Origin of the sequence: Staphylococcus muscae (genome assembly GCF_003019275.1) — a bacterium.
In the GTDB taxonomy this organism is placed as follows: Bacteria; Bacillota; Bacilli; order Staphylococcales; family Staphylococcaceae; genus Staphylococcus; species Staphylococcus muscae.
Genome location: NZ_CP027848.1, coordinates 1,744,904 through 1,764,771, shown reverse-complemented (window position 1 = coordinate 1,764,771; position 19,868 = coordinate 1,744,904). Strand labels below are relative to the sequence as shown.

The following is a 19,868-nucleotide window of genomic DNA, read 5'->3' as shown; positions in this document are numbered from 1 at the left end:
ATATTATCTATATTGTATCATGAAATAGATTGACATTAGAAATCTTCAGTATATAATATTAATTAGTTAGGTAAACCTAAAGTTTTATTAAGAAGGTGGAAAAATGCTTTCGATAAATGGATTAGACTTGTATTTAGGTCGTAAACATATCTTGAAAAATATTACATTACAACTCCCGCTTCGTGGAGAATTGATAGGCATCATGGGACCGAATGGTAGCGGAAAGTCATCGCTTATCAAATCTATCATTGGGGAGCTTCCAGCCGACGGTACAATCACACTTAATCAACAACCGATTAAACAGTGTTTAACAGATATCACTTATATTCCACAAAAGTCTCAACTTGATTTGGAATTCCCTATTAATGTAGAAGATTTGGTGTTATCAGGCTGTTATCATGATGCTGGCTGGTTTAAACGAATACCTAAAGAGATGAAACAACGACGAGATACCCTTCTACATGAACTCTCTCTCTATGAATTGCGAAAGCGTCCACTCAACGCTTTAAGTGGTGGACAGTTACAGCGGGTATTTATTGCACGTGCACTCATGTCTGAGAGTCAAATATATCTTTTAGACGAACCTTTTGTTGGCATTGATTTTAAAAGTGAAGCGATTATTTTAGAAAAATTAGAAACACTAAAAGCACAGGGAAAGCTGATTCTCATTGTTCATCATGATTTAGCGACAGCGATGCAATACTTTGATCGCATTTTACTATTAAATCAATCTGTACAATTTTTCGGTAAAAGTACAGAAGCTTTGAAACCTGAGCATATCGAATCTGTATTTTTAAACCAACAACCGCTGATAGACTCAGATAAACGCACACAACATAGAAAGGAGTCCACACATCATGTCGTTCGTCCAACATCTCTTTGAGTATCAGTTTTTATCACGTGCCATGTTGACCGCTATACTCGTCGGCATCGTATGTGGTGTAGTCGGTTGCATCATCATCCTTCGTGGTTTATCCCTCATGGGTGATGCGATGAGTCATGCCGTGTTGCCAGGTGTTGCATTGTCTTTTCTATTCAATATTCCAATGTTCTTCGGAGCACTTATCACTGGAATGTTGAGCAGTGTTTTAATTGGTTATATCTCTGATCGTTCTAAAACAAAAAAAGATGCTGCCATCGGAATTACTTTCACAGCATTTTTAGCATCAGGGATTATTCTGATCAGCGTCATCCATAGCGCAACAGATCTGTATCATATTTTATTTGGTAACATTTTAGCGATTACACAATCGGCATTCTACACAACTTTATTTGTCAGCATCATTGTAGTTTCACTGATTGTTATCCTGTATCGACCATTGAAAGTTTCAACCCTCGACCCTGTTTTTAGTCGTATGAGTGGGTTGAATACAACAATGCTTCACTACTTCGTGATGCTGCTATTGGCACTTGTGATTGTAGCAAGCGTACAAACAGTCGGTGTGATTCTCGTCGTTGCATTACTTGTCACACCTGCATCAACCGCTTATCTCATCACAAATAAGCTTTCAACAATGATGATGACGTCTTGTTTATTCAGTGTCATCAGTGCCACAGTTGGTATTTACTTAAGCTTCATATTCAACTTACCAAGTGGTGCTGTTATTGTACTAATCGCAACATTGCTATATGTAGCCACATTCATCATAGCAAAATTCATTCAATCTAATCACAAAGGAGCGTATCAAACAACATGATTAAACGAATACTTACACTATGCATTATCGCACTTGTATTAACTGCATGTAGCTTTAACAACCAATCATCTCATGATAAAGTGAAGGTGGTCGCAACAAATTCTATTCTAGCTGATATGGTTAAAAATGTAGCGGGAGACAAAGCGGAAGTCCACAGCATTGTCCCAATCGGTCAAGACCCACATGAATATGAAGTAAAACCGAAAGATATTCAAGCTCTAACAGATGCTGATGTTGTCGTGTACAACGGTTTTAATTTAGAAAGTGGAAACGGCTGGTTTGAAAAAGCGTTAAAACAAGCTGACAAATCACTTGATGATCAATCTGTCGTCCGCGCTTCTAAATCAGTCAAACCTATCTATTTGAAGCAAGGTAACAAATCAGAAGATATGATTGACCCACACGCTTGGCTCAGCATTAAAAACGGCGTTCAATACGCTAAAAACATTCAACAAGCACTTATCAAAGCAGATGATAAACATAAGGATCACTATATGAAACATGGTGATGCCTACATTAAGAAATTAGAAGCGCTTAGTGACAAGAGTCAAGACAAATTCAATGATATTCCTAAAGAGCAACGTGCAATGATTACGAGTGAAGGTGCGTTCAAATACTTCGCACAACAATATGACATTACGCCTGGTTACATTTGGGAAATTAACACGGAGAGTCAAGGAACGCCTCAACAAATGAAACAAGCAATTGATTTTGTGAAACAACACCACATCAAAAATTTACTTCTTGAAACAAGTGTCAGCGATAAGAGTATGAAGAGTCTCGGAGAAGAAACAAATGCCAAAATCTTTGGTACTGTTTATACTGACTCTATCGGTAAGAAAGGTACTGATGGCGATTCATACTATAAAATGATGGAAAGTAATATCGATACAATCCATCAAAGTATGGTTAAAAATAACGAATAACGTGAAAGAAGCACATGTCCCTGAACTGCAATATGACATGTGCTTCTTTTATTTGTAAAAAACAGTCCACTTCAAAATAGCGTGAACTGTTTAAATACCATCTCATTATTTATCCAATCGAGAATAAACCTTTTTACGGCGTTTCGCACGTTTTTCAATACGTATTTGACGTTTCTTTTCTTCATCAATATCATCTTCGTTCAAGTCTGCATCTCCTGAATTCGCATCTTTTTGATACATATATGCTCCTGTACGATAGGCAGCACGTGACACGAGATGTCCACCGACGGGAGATGTGATATTAATGAATACAAGTGCGAGCAGGGTTCGAACACCGACATAGCCTTGAGCAAAGATAAAATAAATAAAAACCCCTACAAGCGTTAACAACACTGCTGCCGTCGATGCTTTTGTTGCTGCGTGAATACGTAAAAAAACGTCTCTGAATCGCACAACACCAATAGCACTAATCAAGGCAATCAAACTCCCTGCAAATACCATAATCGCTGCAACTAACTTAAAAATTTCGTTTATTGTTGCCATTGAACACATTCCCCCCTTCGATAAAGCGAGAAATCGTTATGGAACTTAAGAACGAAATAATCGCGATTAAAAGAACTGAGTCTAAGAAAGAGACTGTCCCGAATAACACGCTGAGTACCCCTACAATACACATGACAATTGCACTAATTGCATCGAAGGCAACAACTCTGTCTGCAGTTGTAGGACCTTTAATGAGACGAAACAATGCTACAACTAATGATACTGCAAATAAAACGAGTGCAGATGATAAGAAAAACTCTGTCCATGCTGAAATCATTTCGTCACCTCCAAAATAAGTGCTTCATATTGTTTAATACTCTTCAATAAGCTTTTACGCTCTTTATCTGTTAAATCAATGGCATGAATTAAAAATATGTTTGGATCTCGATTAACTCTAATGATCGTTGATCCCGGCGTAATAATAATCATAATCGTCAAGAAAGTAATCGCCCAATCTGATTCTAGTTTTGTTTCATAGCGTACTAGACCAGGCGCCATTTTATTCGTACGAAATAAAACATAATTCGCAATTGAAAAGGTCGATGTGAATAATTGATATAAATAAATCATTAAAAACTTAAACGATACCCAGATTTTTTTCGGATAAAATTCTTGTCCGAAAAACTTATGCAACAAATAGATGACAATTAATCCAATGAGATAGCCGAAGAAAAATGTAGGAAAGCGAAAGGCATCTTCATCTTGAAATAGCACCCATAAGATAGCGATCATCATATTCAAACCAACTTGTCTCATTTAATGACCCCCTCGCAAGTCTGGATTAACCATTTCTTCATACATTTGTACATCCATATTCATCTTTGTCGCTAAGTCTGTCACTTGGATAATTGCTGGTGCCATCAAGCCCAACAATAAAGTCACAGTTGTTAAAAATAAGATGATATGTTTACGAACAGGTTTGATTGGTTTGTATTCAATCACTGCGCCTTTCACTTCATTACCTGTATACATATGGAAGAAGACACGGAAAAGACTAAACATCGCAATTAAACTTGTAATAATCATCAATGATAATCCAATATAATGCTGATGCTCCACAGCACCTAGAAAAATTAATAATTTCCCGGGAAATCCACTGAATGGTGGTACGCCACCAATTGCTAAAGTGACAACGACAAATGCAATACCAAGCCATGGCTCTTTCTTCGCAAGTCCTTTAAGATGACGATACTGACGATATCCTGTCGTGTAAACAATAATTCCAATGACTAAGAATAATAATGCCTTCACAACCATGTCATTCATCAGATAAAAAATTGCACCGTTAATACCTTCTACTGTATTGGTTCCTAAACCGAATATGACGAAACCAATCGACAAGATAACTTGGTAAGCCGCTATTTTCTTAATATCTTTATATGCAATTGTGCCGACTGCACCAATCACCATCGTTACACAGGACATAAAGACAAGTAAGGGTTCAACAATATTGCCACTTTGATTAAAGATCAGCGTGAAGAATCGAATCAGTGCGTATGCACCTACTTTTGTCATCAATGATGCGAACAATGCTGCAAGTTCTGTGTTCAACACAGCATATGCTTTTGGTAACCACATAAACAATACCAATGCTGCTTTTGAACCAAATGCTACAATGAATGACATAGCAACAAGGTGGATTGCAGTTGGATCGTCCATCTCTTGAATGCGTATCGCAATATGAGTGAAGTTCAATGTCCCCACTTGTCGATACAACAGACTGATACCTACAAGAAAGATCCATGAACCAATCACATTCAATACGACATAAATAATGCTGGCACGTAATTGTTCAACAGATTGGCCTAGTGTCACTAATACAAATGATGCGAGTAGCATAATTTCAAACATCACATACAGATGGAACACGTCAGATGTTAAAAATGAACCGATAACACCTGTTGTTAAGAACAGAATAAATGTCGGTAAGTAATAACGACTCGCACGTTTTTCTCCACGCCCAAATCCAAACATTACAATCGACCAGACAACGAAAAATGTTGTCGTCACAAGAAGTAAACTTAAAGCATCTCCGACATATTGGATACCAAATGGCGCTGGCCATCCTGAGAAATCTAGCACGATTGGTTGATGGCGCATCACATAAATTAACATATACAATGACACGACAAATCCAGAAAATAACACAAACAGTGAAAAACGACGCGCTAACTTCAGTTGTTTATTAAATAAGCCGACTAATAATGCTCCGACAAGTGGTATCAGGAGCGGTAAAGCTAGTAAGTTATCATTCATCATCTTCACCTCGCGTTAACACATCAATTTCATGTTCTTTCGTTACTTTAAAAGTACGATACACGAGTACAAGTAAAAAGGCAGTAATCGCAAAGCCAATGACAATCGCTGTTAACACGATTGCTTGTAATAATGGATCTACATAATTCTCATATCCCGATACAATCAATGGTTCCTTTTTATCAACTGTATATTCACCCATACTCATAATGATGATATTGCCGGCATACGTATAAATCGCTATACCAATCACAATCCGTATCAAGTTGCGGGAGAGCACCATATAAGTGCCAATGAATACTAAAAAGCCTATAACGATAAGTAAGATAATATTCATGATCGCCCTCCGCTCAATGATAAGATTGTTGTCACTACTGTCCCGACAACGATAAGTAAAATACCAAATTCAAACAGTGTGATTGTCGACAAGTGTACTTCTCCAAAATAAGGAAAATCTACATACCAATCATGTTGATATAGTACATTTTTTCCGAAGAAGACCGGTGCTACCGCTGTCCCTATTGATGTTAGTGCTCCGACAAGACTGATCAGTCGAAAATCAATCGGTAGTGCCTCCAATACTTGTGCCACATCATAAGCTAAAAACATTAAGATAAATGCCGAACTGAGTACTAATCCAGCAATAAAGCCACCACCCGGATTATTATGGCCGGCAAAAAACAGGTAGAAGCCAAACGTTAAAATGATAAAGACGACAACATGTGTCACAGTCTTTAATACTAAATCATTCTCTTTCATCTTGACCTCTCCTATCTTTATAGTTTAGTAATGTATAAATACCGAAACCTGCAATCACAAGCACAATTCCTTCTGCCATCGTATCAAGTGCACGGAAGTCACCAAGAATTGCATTGACAATATTTTTACCACCAGACTTTTCATAGGCGTCATGATAATAAACAGAGATCGTTTCTAACGCATCTGCCTGTTGGATTATAAAAACAAGGCCAACTACTGTAATGGCTGTCATCAATGATATCGTAATTTTTACAGATTCACGTTTCAAATTGAATTGTCCACGTGGAATATTTGGAAGTCGCGAGAAACTAACGATAAAGAGCACCGTCGTAATCGTCTCTGTCACAAGTTGTGTCAACGCTAAGTCTGGCGCACGCATCAAGATAAAGAACAATGCAACAGCATATCCAATACCTCCTGTCAAAATAACCATCGTTAATCGCTGACGAATAAAAATCAATGCGATCCCTATCAGAATAATTGTCAAAAGTAATAATACATGGAAAAGATGATAGTCGGTCACTTCAATGCGGTACAATTCTGGCACACCGACACGATATAATCCATATAAATTAATTGCAAAATAAAAAATAAATGTCACTACAATATAATAGTTCAATCGATTATTCATCAATGCACGTAAACCCCAGCCTGAATACGATTCTACCGAATGGCCTGAACGTTCTAACATTTTAGGAATCGTCCACTTTTCAGGTTTTGTCACTAAATATTGTTTTAAATCAACTCGTAATACAACAAATGTCCCAATTACAATCACCGCAAGACTCATCATCAGCGGGATATTAAAGCCATGCCACACTGCAAGATGTGGTGCCATTTCGGCAGTTTCTACATTGGCAACAACGCTAGAGAATGCTGGTTGAATCAGCTTCGTCCCTATCCAGTCTGGTACAAAGAACACAATCGGTAAAGTAAGCGCCAAAATTGCAGCTGGCAAGATAAACCATTTCGGTTCGTGAACATGTTGTTTGCCTTGCGCTTCTCCAAAGAAAGTTACTTTGATCATATTTAACGCATAGATAAATGTAAAAATGCTCGCAATAAAGCCAATGGCAATAATGACAGCCGTTAAAATACGATTGAATGCACTCAGTTCGCTCGCATGAATCAAACCTTCAAAAAACATTTCCTTACTAATAAAACCGTTTAGCAGTGGGACACCTGCCATTGATAAAGACGCGGCAAACATTGCAACCATCGTCAATGGTAAATAGCGTCGTAACCCACCTAAATAACGAATATCACGTGTCCCCATTTCATGATCAATCAAACCAACACCCATAAAGAGTGTCGCTTTAAACAAAGCATGGTTAAACAAATGAAAGATAGCAGCAAACATGATATAAGCATACATTTCAAGCATTGCACTATCAGTCGCTTTAGCGATACCGCCACCAAGACCGACCATCGACATAATCATACCGAGCTGACTTATTGTAGAATAAGCTAGAATTCCTTTTAAATCACTTTGACGTATCGCTGTATATGAGCCGTAAATCATCGTAATCAAACCAACAAATGTCACACTATACGTATAAAAATCGCTATACCCTAATATCGGTGTAAAGCGCATTAACAAGAAGATACCCGCCTTAACCATCGTTGCTGAATGTAGATAAGCACTGACTGGCGTCGGTGCTGCCATCGCTTTCGGCAACCAAAAATGAAATGGAAATTGCGCTGACTTTGTGAAAGCGCCTAGCAACAATAGAACAATAATTGGGATAAAGAGTGAATGCGATGCAATTTCTTCACGCATTGCGATTTGTTTTGTTATTGTATTCGTTCCTGTCACCACATATAACATCATAAAACCGACAAACATGGCTAGACCACCAAGCACTGTAACCATAAATGATGTCATCGCACCATTTTGACTTTCTGAACGGTCATACCAATAACTGATAAGTAAAAATGATGAAACACTTGTTAACTCCCAAAAAACATACAATATGATTGTATTGTTAGATAAAACAATTCCGATCATACTAAACATAAATAAAATAAGATAGGTAAAAAATCGAGGTAAATCATCGTGTTCATAAGATAGATACTGTGTCGCATAGAAGAATACAGCCACACCAATCAGAGAGATAAGTAGTCCGAAGAACAAACTCAAACCATCTAACCGTAATACTAAGTTAATATCATACGTTGGTAGCCACTGATATATTTCAGTGACATAATGCTCATTCCATACTTTGGGAATGTGATATAGAAACACACCTGAAGCAATTATTGGAGCAAGCAATGCAATATATCCTGGTAATTGCTTCGTTTCCCATTTCATCATCACTATTAAAAGTAGCATCACGATTAATAACGTGATGAGTAAACCAATCAACATAAACCTGCCTCCTTTTTCTTTATAGATTAAGTGCAATCATCGTATGTGCGCCCTCTTTAGGTACACCGATAAATTTTCTCGTTTCCTGTGCAGTTTGATGCCCCAAATATTTTTGGATAATTGAGACAGAGACACCTGAACGATATGTATGATAAGCAAATGTTTTTCGTAACGTTGTCAATCCTACATGGGGAATGTCTACTTCTTGAGCAGCAGCATGAACAATGCGATATGCTTGCTGACGGCTCAAGCCTTTCTTTGTTCTTTTAGATTGAAATAATAAATCTTGAGAGGTTAGCTTCTCCGCTTCAATGTAATGTTTTATTTCTTGTCGCAATATTTCTGGTAATACGACATGTATTTCTTGAGAGCAACATGCTTCCCAATGCATAATCACTTCATTTTGATCTTGCATCACATCTAAAACAGTCAAATTGAGTAGTTCATTCAACTTAATACCTGTATGAATGGCAAACTTAAACAGTAAATAATCTCTCTGCGACTGTGATTTTAAAAGGATATACATTTTCTGTATATCTTCATAATTCGTAATCGGATCCACACATTTCAACATATTCACCCCACTTATATGTTCCTTATATAATCATATAATATATTTATGTAACATTAAAGAATTTATTCTTATATTTTTTATAAGTCTGTGCGATTGTTTCACCCTAAAAAACTGTCGATACTTATATATCAAGTATGTATTCGGTTACAAAATATTATGCCATTTTCACAAATTTTTGTGTCCTTTTTTCATAGTCATCTCGATATATAAGTTGAAAGGAGGTCAAAGTTATGAATACAAAACAAGTTGCTCTTATCTTGACGCAAAATATCATTACGCCAGAAGGCAAGACAAGCAAGTCCACACGTAAAATCAATCAACTCAATCCGGATGCGACGAATGATGATTTACGCCGTTTTGCCACAATTATTGAAACTTTAACTGGAGAACATTATGACCAAGTTGAAGTTGTAAAGACATCAATTATTTCAATGTAAAGGAGATTCTTTTTATGAACAGTAAAACACTCGATATCACATTCGACACATTGCAACAAAAACCCGTTCGATTGACATTGCCAAACATTAAACTAAACATCGACAAAGAACTCGCAGTGGCACAAGCAGAAAACCTTGTTAAACTTAACATCCTAACCACCCCCGCCCTGCAAGTAACACATGCAAAAACCGCACAATTAATCGATAAAACAATCACCATACTCTTCTAACTGAAAAAGCGCAGTGAAGCACATTTTTGTGCTCCGCTGCGCTTTTCTTTAATTAATCATAACGAGGTCTAAACCGTACTTCGTCTCCATAAAAAACCTTTCGTCTACCTAGCTTTTCACAAATCGCATATTTATCATAAACTTCAAGAACTCTCGCCAAAGTTTTATACGATTTTGAAGTATTTAATACTTCCACATATTGTCCGACACCTAGTTCGGTCGCACTTTTTACATTTACAAAAAACATTTGATCGTCTAATACACGTACTACTTCATGTCTTGCCATTCATATCACCACACTTATGGAGTTCGGACATAAGCCCCTTATTCCATGATCATTTTTAGGGACAATTCTAAGGTGTGCTACTATTCTTTATACTTGTCAAAGCATATCAATACCTATCATATCTTACAAGTCAAAAATTTGTTACATATTTTTGAAATAATTGTATAATAATTATAATTGAGAAATTCATTAAAAGGATGTATCGGCATGTTACTATCATTGGTTTTACTAGGACTCCTTGCTGGCGCTGTTGTTCCATTCCAAACTTCTATCAACACAAGACTCAGCTACTATACACAGTCAACATTCTATGCTTCGACTATATCTTTTTTTGTTGGAACTCTATGCCTAATTTTTTTGACTGCACTTTTATATCCATATCCGTTCACACATAGCTATTGGGCAACAGTACGCATTGATGAAACATGGTTTATCGGTGGCGTGATGGGTGTCTTATTTTTAACTGGGAATTTATTATTATTACCAAAGATTGGTGCGTCATTAACTGTCATCACAACCATCACAGGGCAACTATTTATGGGATGCTTAATTGATACATTTGGCTGGTTTTATATTACACCCCAGCCTTTTACAATAGTGAAAGCTATTGGCTTGTTATTACTTCTTTTAGGTATTATTTTAATGAATATGCAACGACGCCATGCCATGTTTAAACAGTCAGACAGTTCAATCGTATTATGGATAATCGTTGGATTGATTTTTGGTTGTGCTCCACCTATACAAGCAGCCACAAATAGTACACTTGGGCAAACAGTAGGATCTCCTATTTTTGCATCATTGATTTCATTCTCAGTGGGAACACTTACGCTCTTAGTCATTACAACTATTTTTCATCGTCGATTTCGCATTAAGCACACGCATGAGTTATATGGTCCACTTAAATGGTGGATGTTTATTGGCGGTGCCTTAGGCGTGATATTTGTTACAACAATTATTGTACTGACATCACAAATCGGCGTCACTTACACATTAGTTGCTGTCATGATTGGACAGATTATGACAAGTCTTATCATTGATCATTTTGGTTTGCTCGGTATCCCAGCACGTAAAATCAGTCAACAGCGTCTTTGGGGCCTGATGATCATCATACTTGCTGTTATACTCATTCAATTTACATAGTACCCTTTAGAATACTTAACATTAATATTCAAAATATCCTCATTTATTCTTTGCCATTATTGATTTAATACAACTTGCTTATTAAAGAGGGATTTGTATAATGAATCTAACTTACAAAAAATGAGGTGTTTATTATGACTAAAAAAATTAAGCGTATCCTTGTGTCCTTTTGTATCCTTACTGCGTGTACAATGATATGTACTACTATTCTTATCATACAGCATATGACACGGGCACCTATACAAATCATAGAAGCTCGGCTCACGCCACCTTACCAAACAACAGGTATTGTGCAATCAGACTATTACTATCCAGTGCGATATCAACCAGAATTTGGACAAATACAAGAATTACTCGTCAAAGATGGGCAGTCACTTTCTAAAGAATCTCCGCTTCTCACATACTATAATCCACTCAAAGTCCCAGAAATCAATGCTTTATCTGCAATTACAAAACAAGTTACAAATACGCAACAAGCTTATACAAGTTTACATGAACTTGTAAAACTTAAGACAAAACTGTATACAACGATACAAACACCTGTTCAAGGAATCGTGCGTTTGCATGAAATTGTACCAACTAAAAAAGATGCTATAATATTAGAAATACAATCAAAAACGCAATCTATTTTGTTAGATTTACCTGAAAATCTGTATTCAAAATTAGGCAAAAATCGCACCGTCAAATTGGAACAAAAAGCGACTCATAAATTGGCGCAAGGTCACATTACAACTGTATTAGCCCCTTCTAACACTTCCATTTCAAACCATCAAATCCCACACTATCAAGTGCGTATTAAACTAAATAAAAAGTATCCAATCGGCACGCAATTTATCGTTCATTTAGGTGAACCAAAAATGATATTGCCTTCTGATATTTTATTCCATAAAAATTATGTTGTAATTCATAAAAATGGGAAATATGTTAAACGTATAATAGATTATGATAAAATGAATAAGCAACTTACAATTAAAAGTGGGATATTTGCTGGTGAGAAAATTGTCCGAAATCCTAACGAAACAGTATTAAAAATCAAGTAATGTATTTATACTTTGCTGTTTCTTATTGTTATTGCAATCACACACACAAATATGCTTGTATGAATATAACAGTTTGACTGCATCCAAATTTGTTATATAGACCTTTCATCTAACTTCTTTCAGAGCAACACCTCTTTCATTACTAAGCACATTATTTTTACATTCATTTACAATACTCAAAATAACAGATATTTTTACCGGACATCATCTATCATCTTGTAGGTTTAACTTACATGATGAATATGAGCAAAATGAATTTGCTATAATATGTAGTAGATGTATCTCTTTGTGCACTGTTACATTCGCACGTTAAATTGTTGAAGTAATGTAAGGGACGAAGACTTTGAATCTTTAGCCACCTAAGTCAAGGGAGACAGATATTACCTACAACACACTACATGTTATGCACGCACTCGATTGTATAAGTGAAGCAGTTTTTATCGATGTATTATTTAGGAGGCTATTGCAATGACTGTATCAAAAATTAAAAATTGTTTTGAACTTTTATCTATGGTAACTTATGCTGATAAATTGAAAACGATGATTAAAAAAGAATTTCATATGACTTTTGAAGAATTTGCAGTTCTTACGCATTTAAGTCATACTGTTGAACCTGAATACTTTTTAAAAGACATTATTAACAATCTCAACTATAAGCAACCACAAGTGGTGAAGGCAGTAAAGAACCTTTCTCAAGATGGTTACTTTAATAAACGACGTAACGAACAAGACGAACGTACTGTCCTAATCTTAGTTGATGATAACCAACGTCAAAAGATTGATACACTTCTAGATCAAGTGAATACAAAGATTAAAGAATCAAACATTAAACCACATTAAAAGAACGTCATATATTGAAAAATAATTTTTCAATATATGACGTTCTTCTTCTGTTCAGCGGCGCTCTTTGTTTGATGATAAATCAATCGTATAAATAATAATCATCACGAGTAACATAATCCATAATGTGATAGACAAATATTGTGCAATCTGTGCGTCTGGAACAATAATATCAATAGTTTTCTGAAGCAATAGTAATCCAATACCCGTATGCTCATAATGTTGACGATACAATCCATACATTGTAATGATAAGTCCTGCTATTGCAACAGCCATGTGAGCATAGTGTGTCACAACATGAATTCCTAACGTAACATCAAACGTGTGCATAAGCATCAATACAAATGCACCAACTGCAAGCAACACACCTAAATAACGTTCCGATTGGTTGTGATAAAGATAATTTTTATTCCGCACTCTATAATAAACCAGTATAGAGATGGGCAAAATAACGAATACATATAAGATAAACAAACCTGTAACAGCGCCAAAAGGCACGAGTTGTTTACTGTATAAATAAGCAATCATAATAAAATTAATTACAAAAAATACGACCGGATTAAAGTGCATAATAAATAAGTTCTTTTGTATCGTCAAAAGAATTTCAGCTGTGGATTTTTGTCTATAAGTTGTATAGTCGATATTTTTTTGCTCGGATTTTTGAATGTCTCTCCGTAAACTTTCCTTGATGTCACTAATCGCATTCGGTGAAACACCTTGATCTGATAAATATGCTTCTACACGTTTCAATAATTCACGATCATTCTCTCTCATCAAAAGCCTCCATCTTACATTGCTCTCCCACAAAAAGGCAAGCGCATACTCCGCACACTCAACAAATCATAACACTCCAATTGCTTTTCAAATTGTACAGAATTCCAAGTTGAGAACTGTTCATTCGGGTTTTAGAAAAACCAATCAATGTGCAAAGCCATATAGCAGATACATATGAATTCTCTTTCTTATGCATCATTACAGCAATTAAGCTTCTATGTCTATACGATATAATTTTAAAGTTTTATCTTTTGGATGTTCTGTTGTAAATTGATAGGAATATTTATCGTCTGAAATATATCCCGTATTGCCTGTTACTTTATTATAGTGTGCACGTTGCGTTGCTGTGTCACTCACATACTTCTGTACTTCTTGATAGGTAGGTCCTTGAAGCTTGTCATAAGTCATGGATATACGAATCACTTTAGCTGAAGCTTTGTTGTGGTTTGCAGTGATACGCAATAAACCTTGATCCGTATGATACTCATAATATTGTTCTTGACCAAATGCAGCACTCGTATGAATACCTTTACCTTTTTTATGAAAAACATCCTTCATATTCTGTCCTATTTTGACACCTTCTAAAACTTTGTCTCCTTTTTGTAGAGACTGCACCGATTCGATGGTGTTCCCTTCTGCGGCATAAGTAGGTGCTGTCGTGAAACTCAACACCATTAAACATGTTAAAAACCAGGCATACAAGTGTTTTCCCATGAAACATACACTCCTTTTTAGTGCTGTTGAAAATAACTTGCTATGCCCAGTATAACGCATACATTAAAATAATAACAGTAATGTTACAAAGACATTACAATTCCATACTTTCAGTCGTTTTATGCATAAATGATTTTACCGTTTTAAGAAAATGATCTCGTTCTTCAACAAATGGATACACTCCTGAACGTTTGAACAATGAAAACGTCGCATGAGACAACTGATCTGAAACATCTTTCGCTTCTAACGGGGTTACCCTTTCATTCGCTTGTCCAGATATAACGAGTGTACGTGTGTGAATATTTGGAAATAGCAACTCTACATGCGTGTTGAGAAATGCATTGTCTACTGCAGCCACTTCATGGTCTGTTAATAATGAAGCAGAGTCGTTCACATTTTTTAAAAATTTACGCACTTTTCGATTAGAATAATATAAATGATTCTCTAAGAACTTGTCTTGATCACGTTTATCCCACGTACGGATTTTTGCAGCATACTTTCTAAATAAGCGATCATGTGGCAATAAGTCATCTTGAACAGTTGGGTTAACAAGAATTAATTCTTTCACCATTTCAGGATGACGTGCAGCCAAATCTAAAGCAATTGAGCTTCCTAATTCATTTGCAATAACTGTTGCACTTTCTATATATAAATAATCCATTAATTCTTTAATATCTTGACTAAATTGCGTGAAGCTAATTTTTAGTGGTTTATCCGAATAACCATGGCCACGCATATCCATTAGGATGACTTGGAAATACCTTGATAAACGCTGTGCAATTTCTTCAAATACGGTATGATTCATATATATAGAGTGAATCATTACGATTGGGTAACCATCTCCCATTGAGCGATAATTAATCGCTGTCCCATCAGTCGTTCTAAATAATTTCATGACTCTCTACCTCCCTAGGTATATCTAATATGTCTAATAATTGTTCCAATGATGTAATCTCATAATCCATCTCTGATTCTAGCGGTGCCAGCTCTACATCTTGATGTTCATGACGATACCAAACACTCGTCATCTCTAGCGCATGTGCAGGGGCTACATCGTTCAAAGCATCATCGCCAACATAAAGTACTTCTTGTGGCTCCACTTCAAGTTTCTCCATAATATCTTCATATATACGAGGATGTGGCTTTCGAAAGCCGACATTTTCCGATGTTGACAGGTGATTAATATAATCTTCAATCCCCAGTGCATAAATACGATATTGCTTGATTTTTGACTTACCATTTGCGATTACACCAATTTTATATCCTGCCTTACGCAATTTTTTTAGCGTATAATGCGTATCGTAAAAAGGGAAAACATAGCGGTAGAAATGCATCTCAAAATCACGGAATAAATCTTTCCAACTAAGTCGATCCACATTGAATTGCTTCAAAATCTCTTTATATAAATTGGGCTTGTCATGATCTTCGTCATCATCTAACTCTATAAACTTTTTACGAAAGTCTGCAAATTGTACGCGTACAAAGTAATCATGAAACCTTTCGTATTGTTCTTCTATAAACTTCTCTCGTGATTTTTCACGATCTAACAATGTACCCTCTAAATCAAATATAATTGCTTTAATTTGCGATGTATCCATCTAGTAACCTCATTACTTTCTGTTAAAATCCTATGCTTATATACTAATCAATCGTTCGTCGTCCTTCAACTATCATCAAATAAAACATTAATGGAATTCCTAATAACGCTAAAATAATACTAGCAGGTAGCTGGATAGGTGCTAAAAGTTGTGCTCCTACTACATCTGCTAATACCATGACACTCCCACCAATAACAAGATTCATCACCATTTTATAGGGTAATCCTGCACGTATCGTTCGTTGGATAAACTGTGGTACCACCATGCCGATAAAACCGATAACCCCTACATATCCAATGATGACCGTTGCAAGTACAGTTGCACACATTAACACCATCAACGAGAGTCGTTGGACATTGAGCCCCAGTGATGCACTAGAAAATGTATTTAATTGTAGTAGTTTTATCTGTGGTGCGAGTAGAAATAAGTATGTCACCACAACAATCAATGTGACAAACACATAGCCAACTTCCCGATATTCTGCAGATGAAAATCCACCGAATAAATAACCGAGAATATTTTGTAGGCGTGTTGGATTCAATTGCACGAGTAAATAGAGTGCTGCATTAAGCAATGAACCAAGCATGATTCCAGATAATATTAACGATTTTGTTGGGTAACCTGATGACAATAGTTGCGCAACAATCATCACTACAACAAGCGTCAATATACCAAAAACAATTGCAAAAGGAGCAACCCATATGAATGTTAATCCTGAAAAAATAGCAATGGCAGCTCCCAAAGTAGCACCATTTGCTAATCCGAGTGTGAAGCTATCTGCGAGTGGATTGTTCAAAATCAATTGATACATTTGACCTGCTAACGTCAACCCCATGCCTGCTAACAACGCCAATAACACTCTCGGCAATCTTACTTGCCATATCAATGTTGGTGTAAGTGAACTCTGCCAATCTAACTGACTAAATAATGCATAAGCTACAATACCTATCAAAAAAAGACTCCATAAACTCAAGGTTATGAAGCCTTTCCATTTACAATTACTCATAAATAGCATCTCTCAATTTTTTCATACCATCATCTAACCGTGGACCGGGACGAGATAATAAGTCATCATTCAATGCTTTAATACGGTCTTTTTTAACTGCTGAGACTTCTTCAAAGCCACCACGTTGAGATACTGCTTGTTGATAGTCCGCTGTTGTTACACCCGATGTTGCCAACATGACATCTGGGTTCTTTTTAATGATTTGTTCTTTATCAACTTTCGGCCATCCTTCTTGATCATCAAATACATTTTCTGCTTTCAACTGATGCAGCATATCATCCATGAACGTATGGTTTCCTGTTGTATAAATTTCTGGTTCCGATGCAATTTCCACAAAAACTTTTGGTGCTGACTTTTTATTCGGAATACCATCAATTACTTTTTCAATATTTTTCTTAGTTTCTTTCACAAGTGTTTGAGCTTCTTTTTCAGTTCCTGTTGCTTCACCTACTTGTTCAAATGTTTGATACATTTCATTCAATGACTTGGCATCTTTAATATACACAACTTTGATACCGCTCTTCTCCAGACCTTCTAACACTTTGCCTTGTGAAGCTTTCTGTGTTTCGTGTGCCACAATAAGATCTGGTTGCGCTTTAATCAAAGCTTCCTTATTCAAGTTCATGGCATCGAATTGTTCTTTATTTTTAACATCCTCTGGATAGTCGTCAACTGTTGACACACCTACCACTTTGTCACCTAAACCAAGTTCATAGAGAATCTCTGTATTACTTGGCATTAATGAAACAATACGCTTTGGTACTTTTCCTGATGATTTGCCCCCTTCATTTGGCTGGTTTGCATTGAAGCTACACCCAGCTATGAGAAGCATCAACATCATTAATACAATAATATGCTTAATTTTCAACTTTCACACCTCTATTATTAAAGTCAATCAACACTTTCAATTATATGTTCACGTACAGCTAGGTGATGTTTGTAAATACTATGATGTGTATGGGGCATCGGTTACTGCTTTTGTTCCCCCACTGTTATCTATGTCATCTTTTAATCCGTTCACTACATACTTTCAGGCGCTGAAACACCTACAAGATTTAATGCATTGCGTAATGTAATGCGCACCGCATCAACTAAGGCTAAATGTGCTTGTGTTTTTACAGCATCATCTGTTAGCACTTTCTCAGCATTATAAAACTTATGGAAATGTGCCGCTAAATCTTGAATATAGTTCGTAATACGGTGTGGCGCTCTTGCTTCTGCTGCACCTTCAATAACTGTCACAAATTCCGCAACTTTCTTCAATAATTCAATCGCTTTTTCATGTGTAATCGCACTATAATCACTACCAGCTTTTACTTCATAACCTTGTTCAGCTGCTTGACGTAAAATAGAACAAATACGCGCATGTGCATATTGCGCATAGTAAACAGGATTGTCTTGAGATTGTGTTTTTGCGAGTTCCATATCAAAGTCAAAGTGTGTATCCGGACTACGCATTGTTAAGAAATAGCGTGCCGCATCAATACCGACTTCATCCATGATTTCACGCAATGTGATGGCATTACCTGTACGTTTACTCATTTTCACTTCTACACCATCTTGCATTAAACGTACCAATTGCATGATTTGGATTTCTAAACGCTCACTGTCTACACCAAATGTTTCCAGAGATGCTTTCAAACGGTTGATATAACCGTGGTGATCTGCACCAAACAAGTTGATTAACTTGTCATTGCCTCGTTGAATTTTATCGTAATGATAAGCGATATCTGGTAAGAAGTATGTGTAAGTACCATCTTGTTTAATCAATACACGGTCTTTGTCATCTTTAAAGTCTGTTGTGCGTAACCATGTTGCACCGTCTTTTTCATACGTGTAGCCAAGTTCATTCATTTTTTCTAAAACGGCTTGAATGTCCCCTTTGTCATACAGGCTTGTCTCACTAAACCAATTGTCAAAATGGATATTGAAGTCTGCTAAATCTTGACGTAACTTGCGCATCTCATAATCCACACCGAGTTTACGGAATACTTCAATACGTTCACTATCTGACATCTCTTGAAGTTCAGGACGTGTTTTCGCTAAGTCTTCCCCAATACCTACAATATCTTTACCATGATAACCATCTTCTGGCATCTCCATCTCTTTGCCTAAACTTTGCCAATAGCGCGCTTCAATAGACTTCGCTAGATTCGTAATTTGGTTACCGGCGTCGTTGATGTAATATTCTCGTGTCACATCATAACCTGCTGCATCCAAAATATTACTCAACGTGTCACCTACTGCCGCATTACGTGCATGACCGATATGTAAGTCACCTGTTGGGTTTGCTGATACATATTCAATTAATACTTTTTCATTCTTCGGTGTTTCAACACGGCCATATTGTGTATCCTTATTTAATACATCATCAATAACGACATGTAAGTAACTTGAATCTAAATAAAAATTAATAAATCCTGGACCAGCAATATCTATTTTTTGGACGTGTGCCGCTTCAGTATCTAAGTTTTCAACAATCAGTTGTGCAATCTCACGTGGGTTACGCTTTGCAATTTTTGTTAAAACCATAGCAATATTTGTTGAATAATCACCGTTTTGTGTATCTTTAGGGATTTCAACTTTAATAGCTGGAACTGTTTCAGCAAGTTCTGCTTTCTTGATGCTTTTTTCAATTTCTTCAATTAATGTTTGTTTCACTTGATCGATGATATTCATC

24 protein-coding genes are annotated in these 19,868 nt (G+C 36.3%); 8 read left to right on the top strand and 16 right to left on the bottom strand.

Annotated elements, in window-relative coordinates; translation table 11 throughout:
• The first annotated feature begins 103 nt into the window (after positions 1-103).
• The 3 genes from C7J88_RS08680 to mntC are packed head-to-tail and all read left to right on the top strand — an operon-like array spanning position 104 to position 2,623.
• On the top strand, positions 104-883 hold the full coding sequence (locus C7J88_RS08680) for a metal ABC transporter ATP-binding protein (protein WP_095115391.1): 780 nt from the start codon (positions 104-106) through the stop codon (positions 881-883).
• The gene (locus C7J88_RS08675; protein WP_229709395.1) at positions 855-1,697 is read left to right on the top strand and encodes a metal ABC transporter permease; all 843 of its coding nucleotides are present in this window, start codon (positions 855-857) and stop codon (positions 1,695-1,697) included. Before C7J88_RS08680 ends, C7J88_RS08675 begins: the two co-directional genes overlap by 29 nt.
• Complete coding sequence (gene mntC / locus C7J88_RS08670; RefSeq protein WP_371866981.1) at positions 1,697-2,623, top strand: manganese ABC transporter substrate-binding lipoprotein MntC; 927 nt, start codon at positions 1,697-1,699, stop codon at positions 2,621-2,623. Before C7J88_RS08675 ends, mntC begins: the two co-directional genes overlap by 1 nt.
• Before the next feature lie 105 nt (positions 2,624-2,728).
• Here mntC and C7J88_RS08665 read toward each other — a convergent pair whose 3' ends face one another.
• From C7J88_RS08665 to C7J88_RS08630, 8 genes are read right to left on the bottom strand one after another with little or no spacing between them, the layout of a single operon-like run.
• Entirely contained in the window at positions 2,729-3,166 is a 438-nt protein-coding gene (locus C7J88_RS08665) for a Na+/H+ antiporter subunit G (RefSeq protein WP_095115385.1), read from the bottom strand.
• A complete protein-coding gene (locus C7J88_RS08660; protein WP_095118103.1) occupies positions 3,141-3,443 on the bottom strand; it encodes a monovalent cation/H+ antiporter complex subunit F in 303 nt (100 codons plus the stop codon). Before C7J88_RS08660 ends, C7J88_RS08665 begins: the two co-directional genes overlap by 26 nt.
• Complete coding sequence (locus C7J88_RS08655) at positions 3,440-3,922, bottom strand: Na+/H+ antiporter subunit E (protein ID WP_095115383.1); 483 nt, start codon at positions 3,920-3,922, stop codon at positions 3,440-3,442. The genes C7J88_RS08660 and C7J88_RS08655 overlap by 4 nt, the downstream gene beginning before the upstream one ends.
• Positions 3,923-5,422: a Na+/H+ antiporter subunit D gene (locus tag C7J88_RS08650; RefSeq protein WP_095115381.1), complete on the bottom strand. Its 1,500-nt coding sequence runs from the start codon at positions 5,420-5,422 to the stop codon at positions 3,923-3,925.
• Positions 5,415-5,759 carry a Na+/H+ antiporter Mnh2 subunit C gene (gene mnhC2, locus C7J88_RS08645; protein ID WP_095115379.1) on the bottom strand — a complete coding sequence of 115 codons (345 nt, stop codon included), beginning with the start codon at positions 5,757-5,759 and terminating at the stop codon, positions 5,415-5,417. Before mnhC2 ends, C7J88_RS08650 begins: the two co-directional genes overlap by 8 nt.
• Positions 5,756-6,181, bottom strand: a complete 426-nt coding sequence (locus C7J88_RS08640) for a monovalent cation/H+ antiporter subunit B (protein ID WP_095115377.1) — start codon at positions 6,179-6,181, stop codon at positions 5,756-5,758. Before C7J88_RS08640 ends, mnhC2 begins: the two co-directional genes overlap by 4 nt.
• Positions 6,168-8,549, bottom strand: coding sequence for a DUF4040 family protein (locus C7J88_RS08635; protein ID WP_095115375.1), 2,382 nt, complete (start codon positions 8,547-8,549; stop codon positions 6,168-6,170). Before C7J88_RS08635 ends, C7J88_RS08640 begins: the two co-directional genes overlap by 14 nt.
• Before the next feature lie 19 nt (positions 8,550-8,568).
• The gene (locus C7J88_RS08630; RefSeq protein ID WP_095118102.1) at positions 8,569-9,120 is read right to left on the bottom strand and encodes a tyrosine-type recombinase/integrase; all 552 of its coding nucleotides are present in this window, start codon (positions 9,118-9,120) and stop codon (positions 8,569-8,571) included.
• 233 nt (positions 9,121-9,353) lie between these two features.
• Between C7J88_RS08630 and sroA the strand changes: the two genes are divergently transcribed.
• Both sroA and C7J88_RS08620 read left to right on the top strand, forming a co-directional pair.
• Positions 9,354-9,560, top strand: coding sequence for a sigS mRNA-stabilizing protein SroA (gene sroA, locus C7J88_RS08625; protein WP_095115373.1), 207 nt, complete (start codon positions 9,354-9,356; stop codon positions 9,558-9,560).
• A gap of 14 nt (positions 9,561-9,574) precedes the next feature.
• Positions 9,575-9,790, top strand: coding sequence for a DUF2922 domain-containing protein (locus tag C7J88_RS08620; protein ID WP_095115371.1), 216 nt, complete (start codon positions 9,575-9,577; stop codon positions 9,788-9,790).
• A gap of 52 nt (positions 9,791-9,842) precedes the next feature.
• Here the strand turns inward: C7J88_RS08620 and C7J88_RS08615 are convergent, their stop codons facing one another.
• Positions 9,843-10,076, bottom strand: coding sequence for a hypothetical protein (locus C7J88_RS08615; RefSeq protein WP_095115369.1), 234 nt, complete (start codon positions 10,074-10,076; stop codon positions 9,843-9,845).
• Between the two features lie 207 nt (positions 10,077-10,283).
• On the opposite strand from C7J88_RS08615, the gene C7J88_RS08610 reads away from it, so the two are divergent.
• From C7J88_RS08610 to sarA, 3 genes are all read left to right on the top strand, one after another.
• Complete coding sequence (locus C7J88_RS08610) at positions 10,284-11,216, top strand: DMT family transporter (protein ID WP_095115367.1); 933 nt, start codon at positions 10,284-10,286, stop codon at positions 11,214-11,216.
• 224 nt (positions 11,217-11,440) lie between these two features.
• A complete protein-coding gene (locus tag C7J88_RS08605) occupies positions 11,441-12,256 on the top strand; it encodes an efflux RND transporter periplasmic adaptor subunit (RefSeq protein ID WP_159031416.1) in 816 nt (271 codons plus the stop codon).
• 468 nt (positions 12,257-12,724) lie between these two features.
• Positions 12,725-13,096 carry a global transcriptional regulator SarA gene (gene sarA / locus C7J88_RS08600; protein ID WP_095115363.1) on the top strand — a complete coding sequence of 124 codons (372 nt, stop codon included), beginning with the start codon at positions 12,725-12,727 and terminating at the stop codon, positions 13,094-13,096.
• A 54-nt stretch (positions 13,097-13,150) separates the two neighbouring features.
• Here sarA and C7J88_RS08595 read toward each other — a convergent pair whose 3' ends face one another.
• The 7 genes from C7J88_RS08595 to argS all read right to left on the bottom strand — a co-directional run bounded on the left by C7J88_RS08595 (position 13,151) and on the right by argS (position 19,867).
• Positions 13,151-13,870: a hypothetical protein gene (locus tag C7J88_RS08595; RefSeq protein WP_095115361.1), complete on the bottom strand. Its 720-nt coding sequence runs from the start codon at positions 13,868-13,870 to the stop codon at positions 13,151-13,153.
• A gap of 207 nt (positions 13,871-14,077) precedes the next feature.
• A complete protein-coding gene (locus C7J88_RS08590; protein WP_095115359.1) occupies positions 14,078-14,584 on the bottom strand; it encodes an SA0570 family protein in 507 nt (168 codons plus the stop codon).
• A gap of 94 nt (positions 14,585-14,678) precedes the next feature.
• Positions 14,679-15,479, bottom strand: coding sequence for an alpha/beta fold hydrolase (locus C7J88_RS08585; protein WP_095115357.1), 801 nt, complete (start codon positions 15,477-15,479; stop codon positions 14,679-14,681).
• On the bottom strand, positions 15,466-16,182 hold the full coding sequence (locus C7J88_RS08580) for an HAD family hydrolase (protein ID WP_095115355.1): 717 nt from the start codon (positions 16,180-16,182) through the stop codon (positions 15,466-15,468). Before C7J88_RS08580 ends, C7J88_RS08585 begins: the two co-directional genes overlap by 14 nt.
• A gap of 43 nt (positions 16,183-16,225) precedes the next feature.
• Positions 16,226-17,134 carry a FecCD family ABC transporter permease gene (locus C7J88_RS08575; RefSeq protein ID WP_308671461.1) on the bottom strand — a complete coding sequence of 303 codons (909 nt, stop codon included), beginning with the start codon at positions 17,132-17,134 and terminating at the stop codon, positions 16,226-16,228.
• A 46-nt stretch (positions 17,135-17,180) separates the two neighbouring features.
• Complete coding sequence (locus C7J88_RS08570; RefSeq protein ID WP_371866982.1) at positions 17,181-18,029, bottom strand: ABC transporter substrate-binding protein; 849 nt, start codon at positions 18,027-18,029, stop codon at positions 17,181-17,183.
• Between the two features lie 179 nt (positions 18,030-18,208).
• Positions 18,209-19,867 carry an arginine--tRNA ligase gene (argS, locus tag C7J88_RS08565; RefSeq protein ID WP_095115344.1) on the bottom strand — a complete coding sequence of 553 codons (1,659 nt, stop codon included), beginning with the start codon at positions 19,865-19,867 and terminating at the stop codon, positions 18,209-18,211.
• Position 19,868 lies beyond the last annotated feature (1 nt).

Excerpts from the sequence above, each read along its gene's own strand:
- sroA (WP_095115373.1), top strand. The coding sequence starts at position 9,354 with ATGAATACAAAACAAGTTGCTCTTATCTTGACGCAAAATATCATTACG.
- C7J88_RS08655 (WP_095115383.1), bottom strand. The coding sequence starts at position 3,922 with ATGAGACAAGTTGGTTTGAATATGATGATCGCTATCTTATGGGTGCTA.
- C7J88_RS08660 (WP_095118103.1), bottom strand. The coding sequence starts at position 3,443 with ATGATTTCAGCATGGACAGAGTTTTTCTTATCATCTGCACTCGTTTTA.
- C7J88_RS08620 (WP_095115371.1), top strand. The coding sequence starts at position 9,575 with ATGAACAGTAAAACACTCGATATCACATTCGACACATTGCAACAAAAA.
- C7J88_RS08615 (WP_095115369.1), bottom strand. The coding sequence starts at position 10,076 with ATGGCAAGACATGAAGTAGTACGTGTATTAGACGATCAAATGTTTTTT.
- C7J88_RS08650 (WP_095115381.1), bottom strand. The coding sequence starts at position 5,422 with ATGAATGATAACTTACTAGCTTTACCGCTCCTGATACCACTTGTCGGA.
- C7J88_RS08640 (WP_095115377.1), bottom strand. The coding sequence starts at position 6,181 with ATGAAAGAGAATGATTTAGTATTAAAGACTGTGACACATGTTGTCGTC.
- C7J88_RS08635 (WP_095115375.1), bottom strand. The coding sequence starts at position 8,549 with ATGTTGATTGGTTTACTCATCACGTTATTAATCGTGATGCTACTTTTA.
- mnhC2 (WP_095115379.1), bottom strand. The coding sequence starts at position 5,759 with ATGAATATTATCTTACTTATCGTTATAGGCTTTTTAGTATTCATTGGC.
- C7J88_RS08590 (WP_095115359.1), bottom strand. The coding sequence starts at position 14,584 with ATGGGAAAACACTTGTATGCCTGGTTTTTAACATGTTTAATGGTGTTG.
- C7J88_RS08610 (WP_095115367.1), top strand. The coding sequence starts at position 10,284 with ATGTTACTATCATTGGTTTTACTAGGACTCCTTGCTGGCGCTGTTGTT.
- C7J88_RS08580 (WP_095115355.1), bottom strand. The coding sequence starts at position 16,182 with ATGGATACATCGCAAATTAAAGCAATTATATTTGATTTAGAGGGTACA.
- C7J88_RS08665 (WP_095115385.1), bottom strand. The coding sequence starts at position 3,166 with ATGGCAACAATAAACGAAATTTTTAAGTTAGTTGCAGCGATTATGGTA.
- C7J88_RS08605 (WP_159031416.1), top strand. The coding sequence starts at position 11,441 with ATGACACGGGCACCTATACAAATCATAGAAGCTCGGCTCACGCCACCT.
- C7J88_RS08680 (WP_095115391.1), top strand. The coding sequence starts at position 104 with ATGCTTTCGATAAATGGATTAGACTTGTATTTAGGTCGTAAACATATC.
- argS (WP_095115344.1), bottom strand. The coding sequence starts at position 19,867 with ATGAATATCATCGATCAAGTGAAACAAACATTAATTGAAGAAATTGAA.
- C7J88_RS08585 (WP_095115357.1), bottom strand. The coding sequence starts at position 15,479 with ATGAAATTATTTAGAACGACTGATGGGACAGCGATTAATTATCGCTCA.
- sarA (WP_095115363.1), top strand. The coding sequence starts at position 12,725 with ATGACTGTATCAAAAATTAAAAATTGTTTTGAACTTTTATCTATGGTA.
- C7J88_RS08570 (WP_371866982.1), bottom strand. The coding sequence starts at position 18,029 with ATGATGTTGATGCTTCTCATAGCTGGGTGTAGCTTCAATGCAAACCAG.
- C7J88_RS08595 (WP_095115361.1), bottom strand. The coding sequence starts at position 13,870 with ATGAGAGAGAATGATCGTGAATTATTGAAACGTGTAGAAGCATATTTA.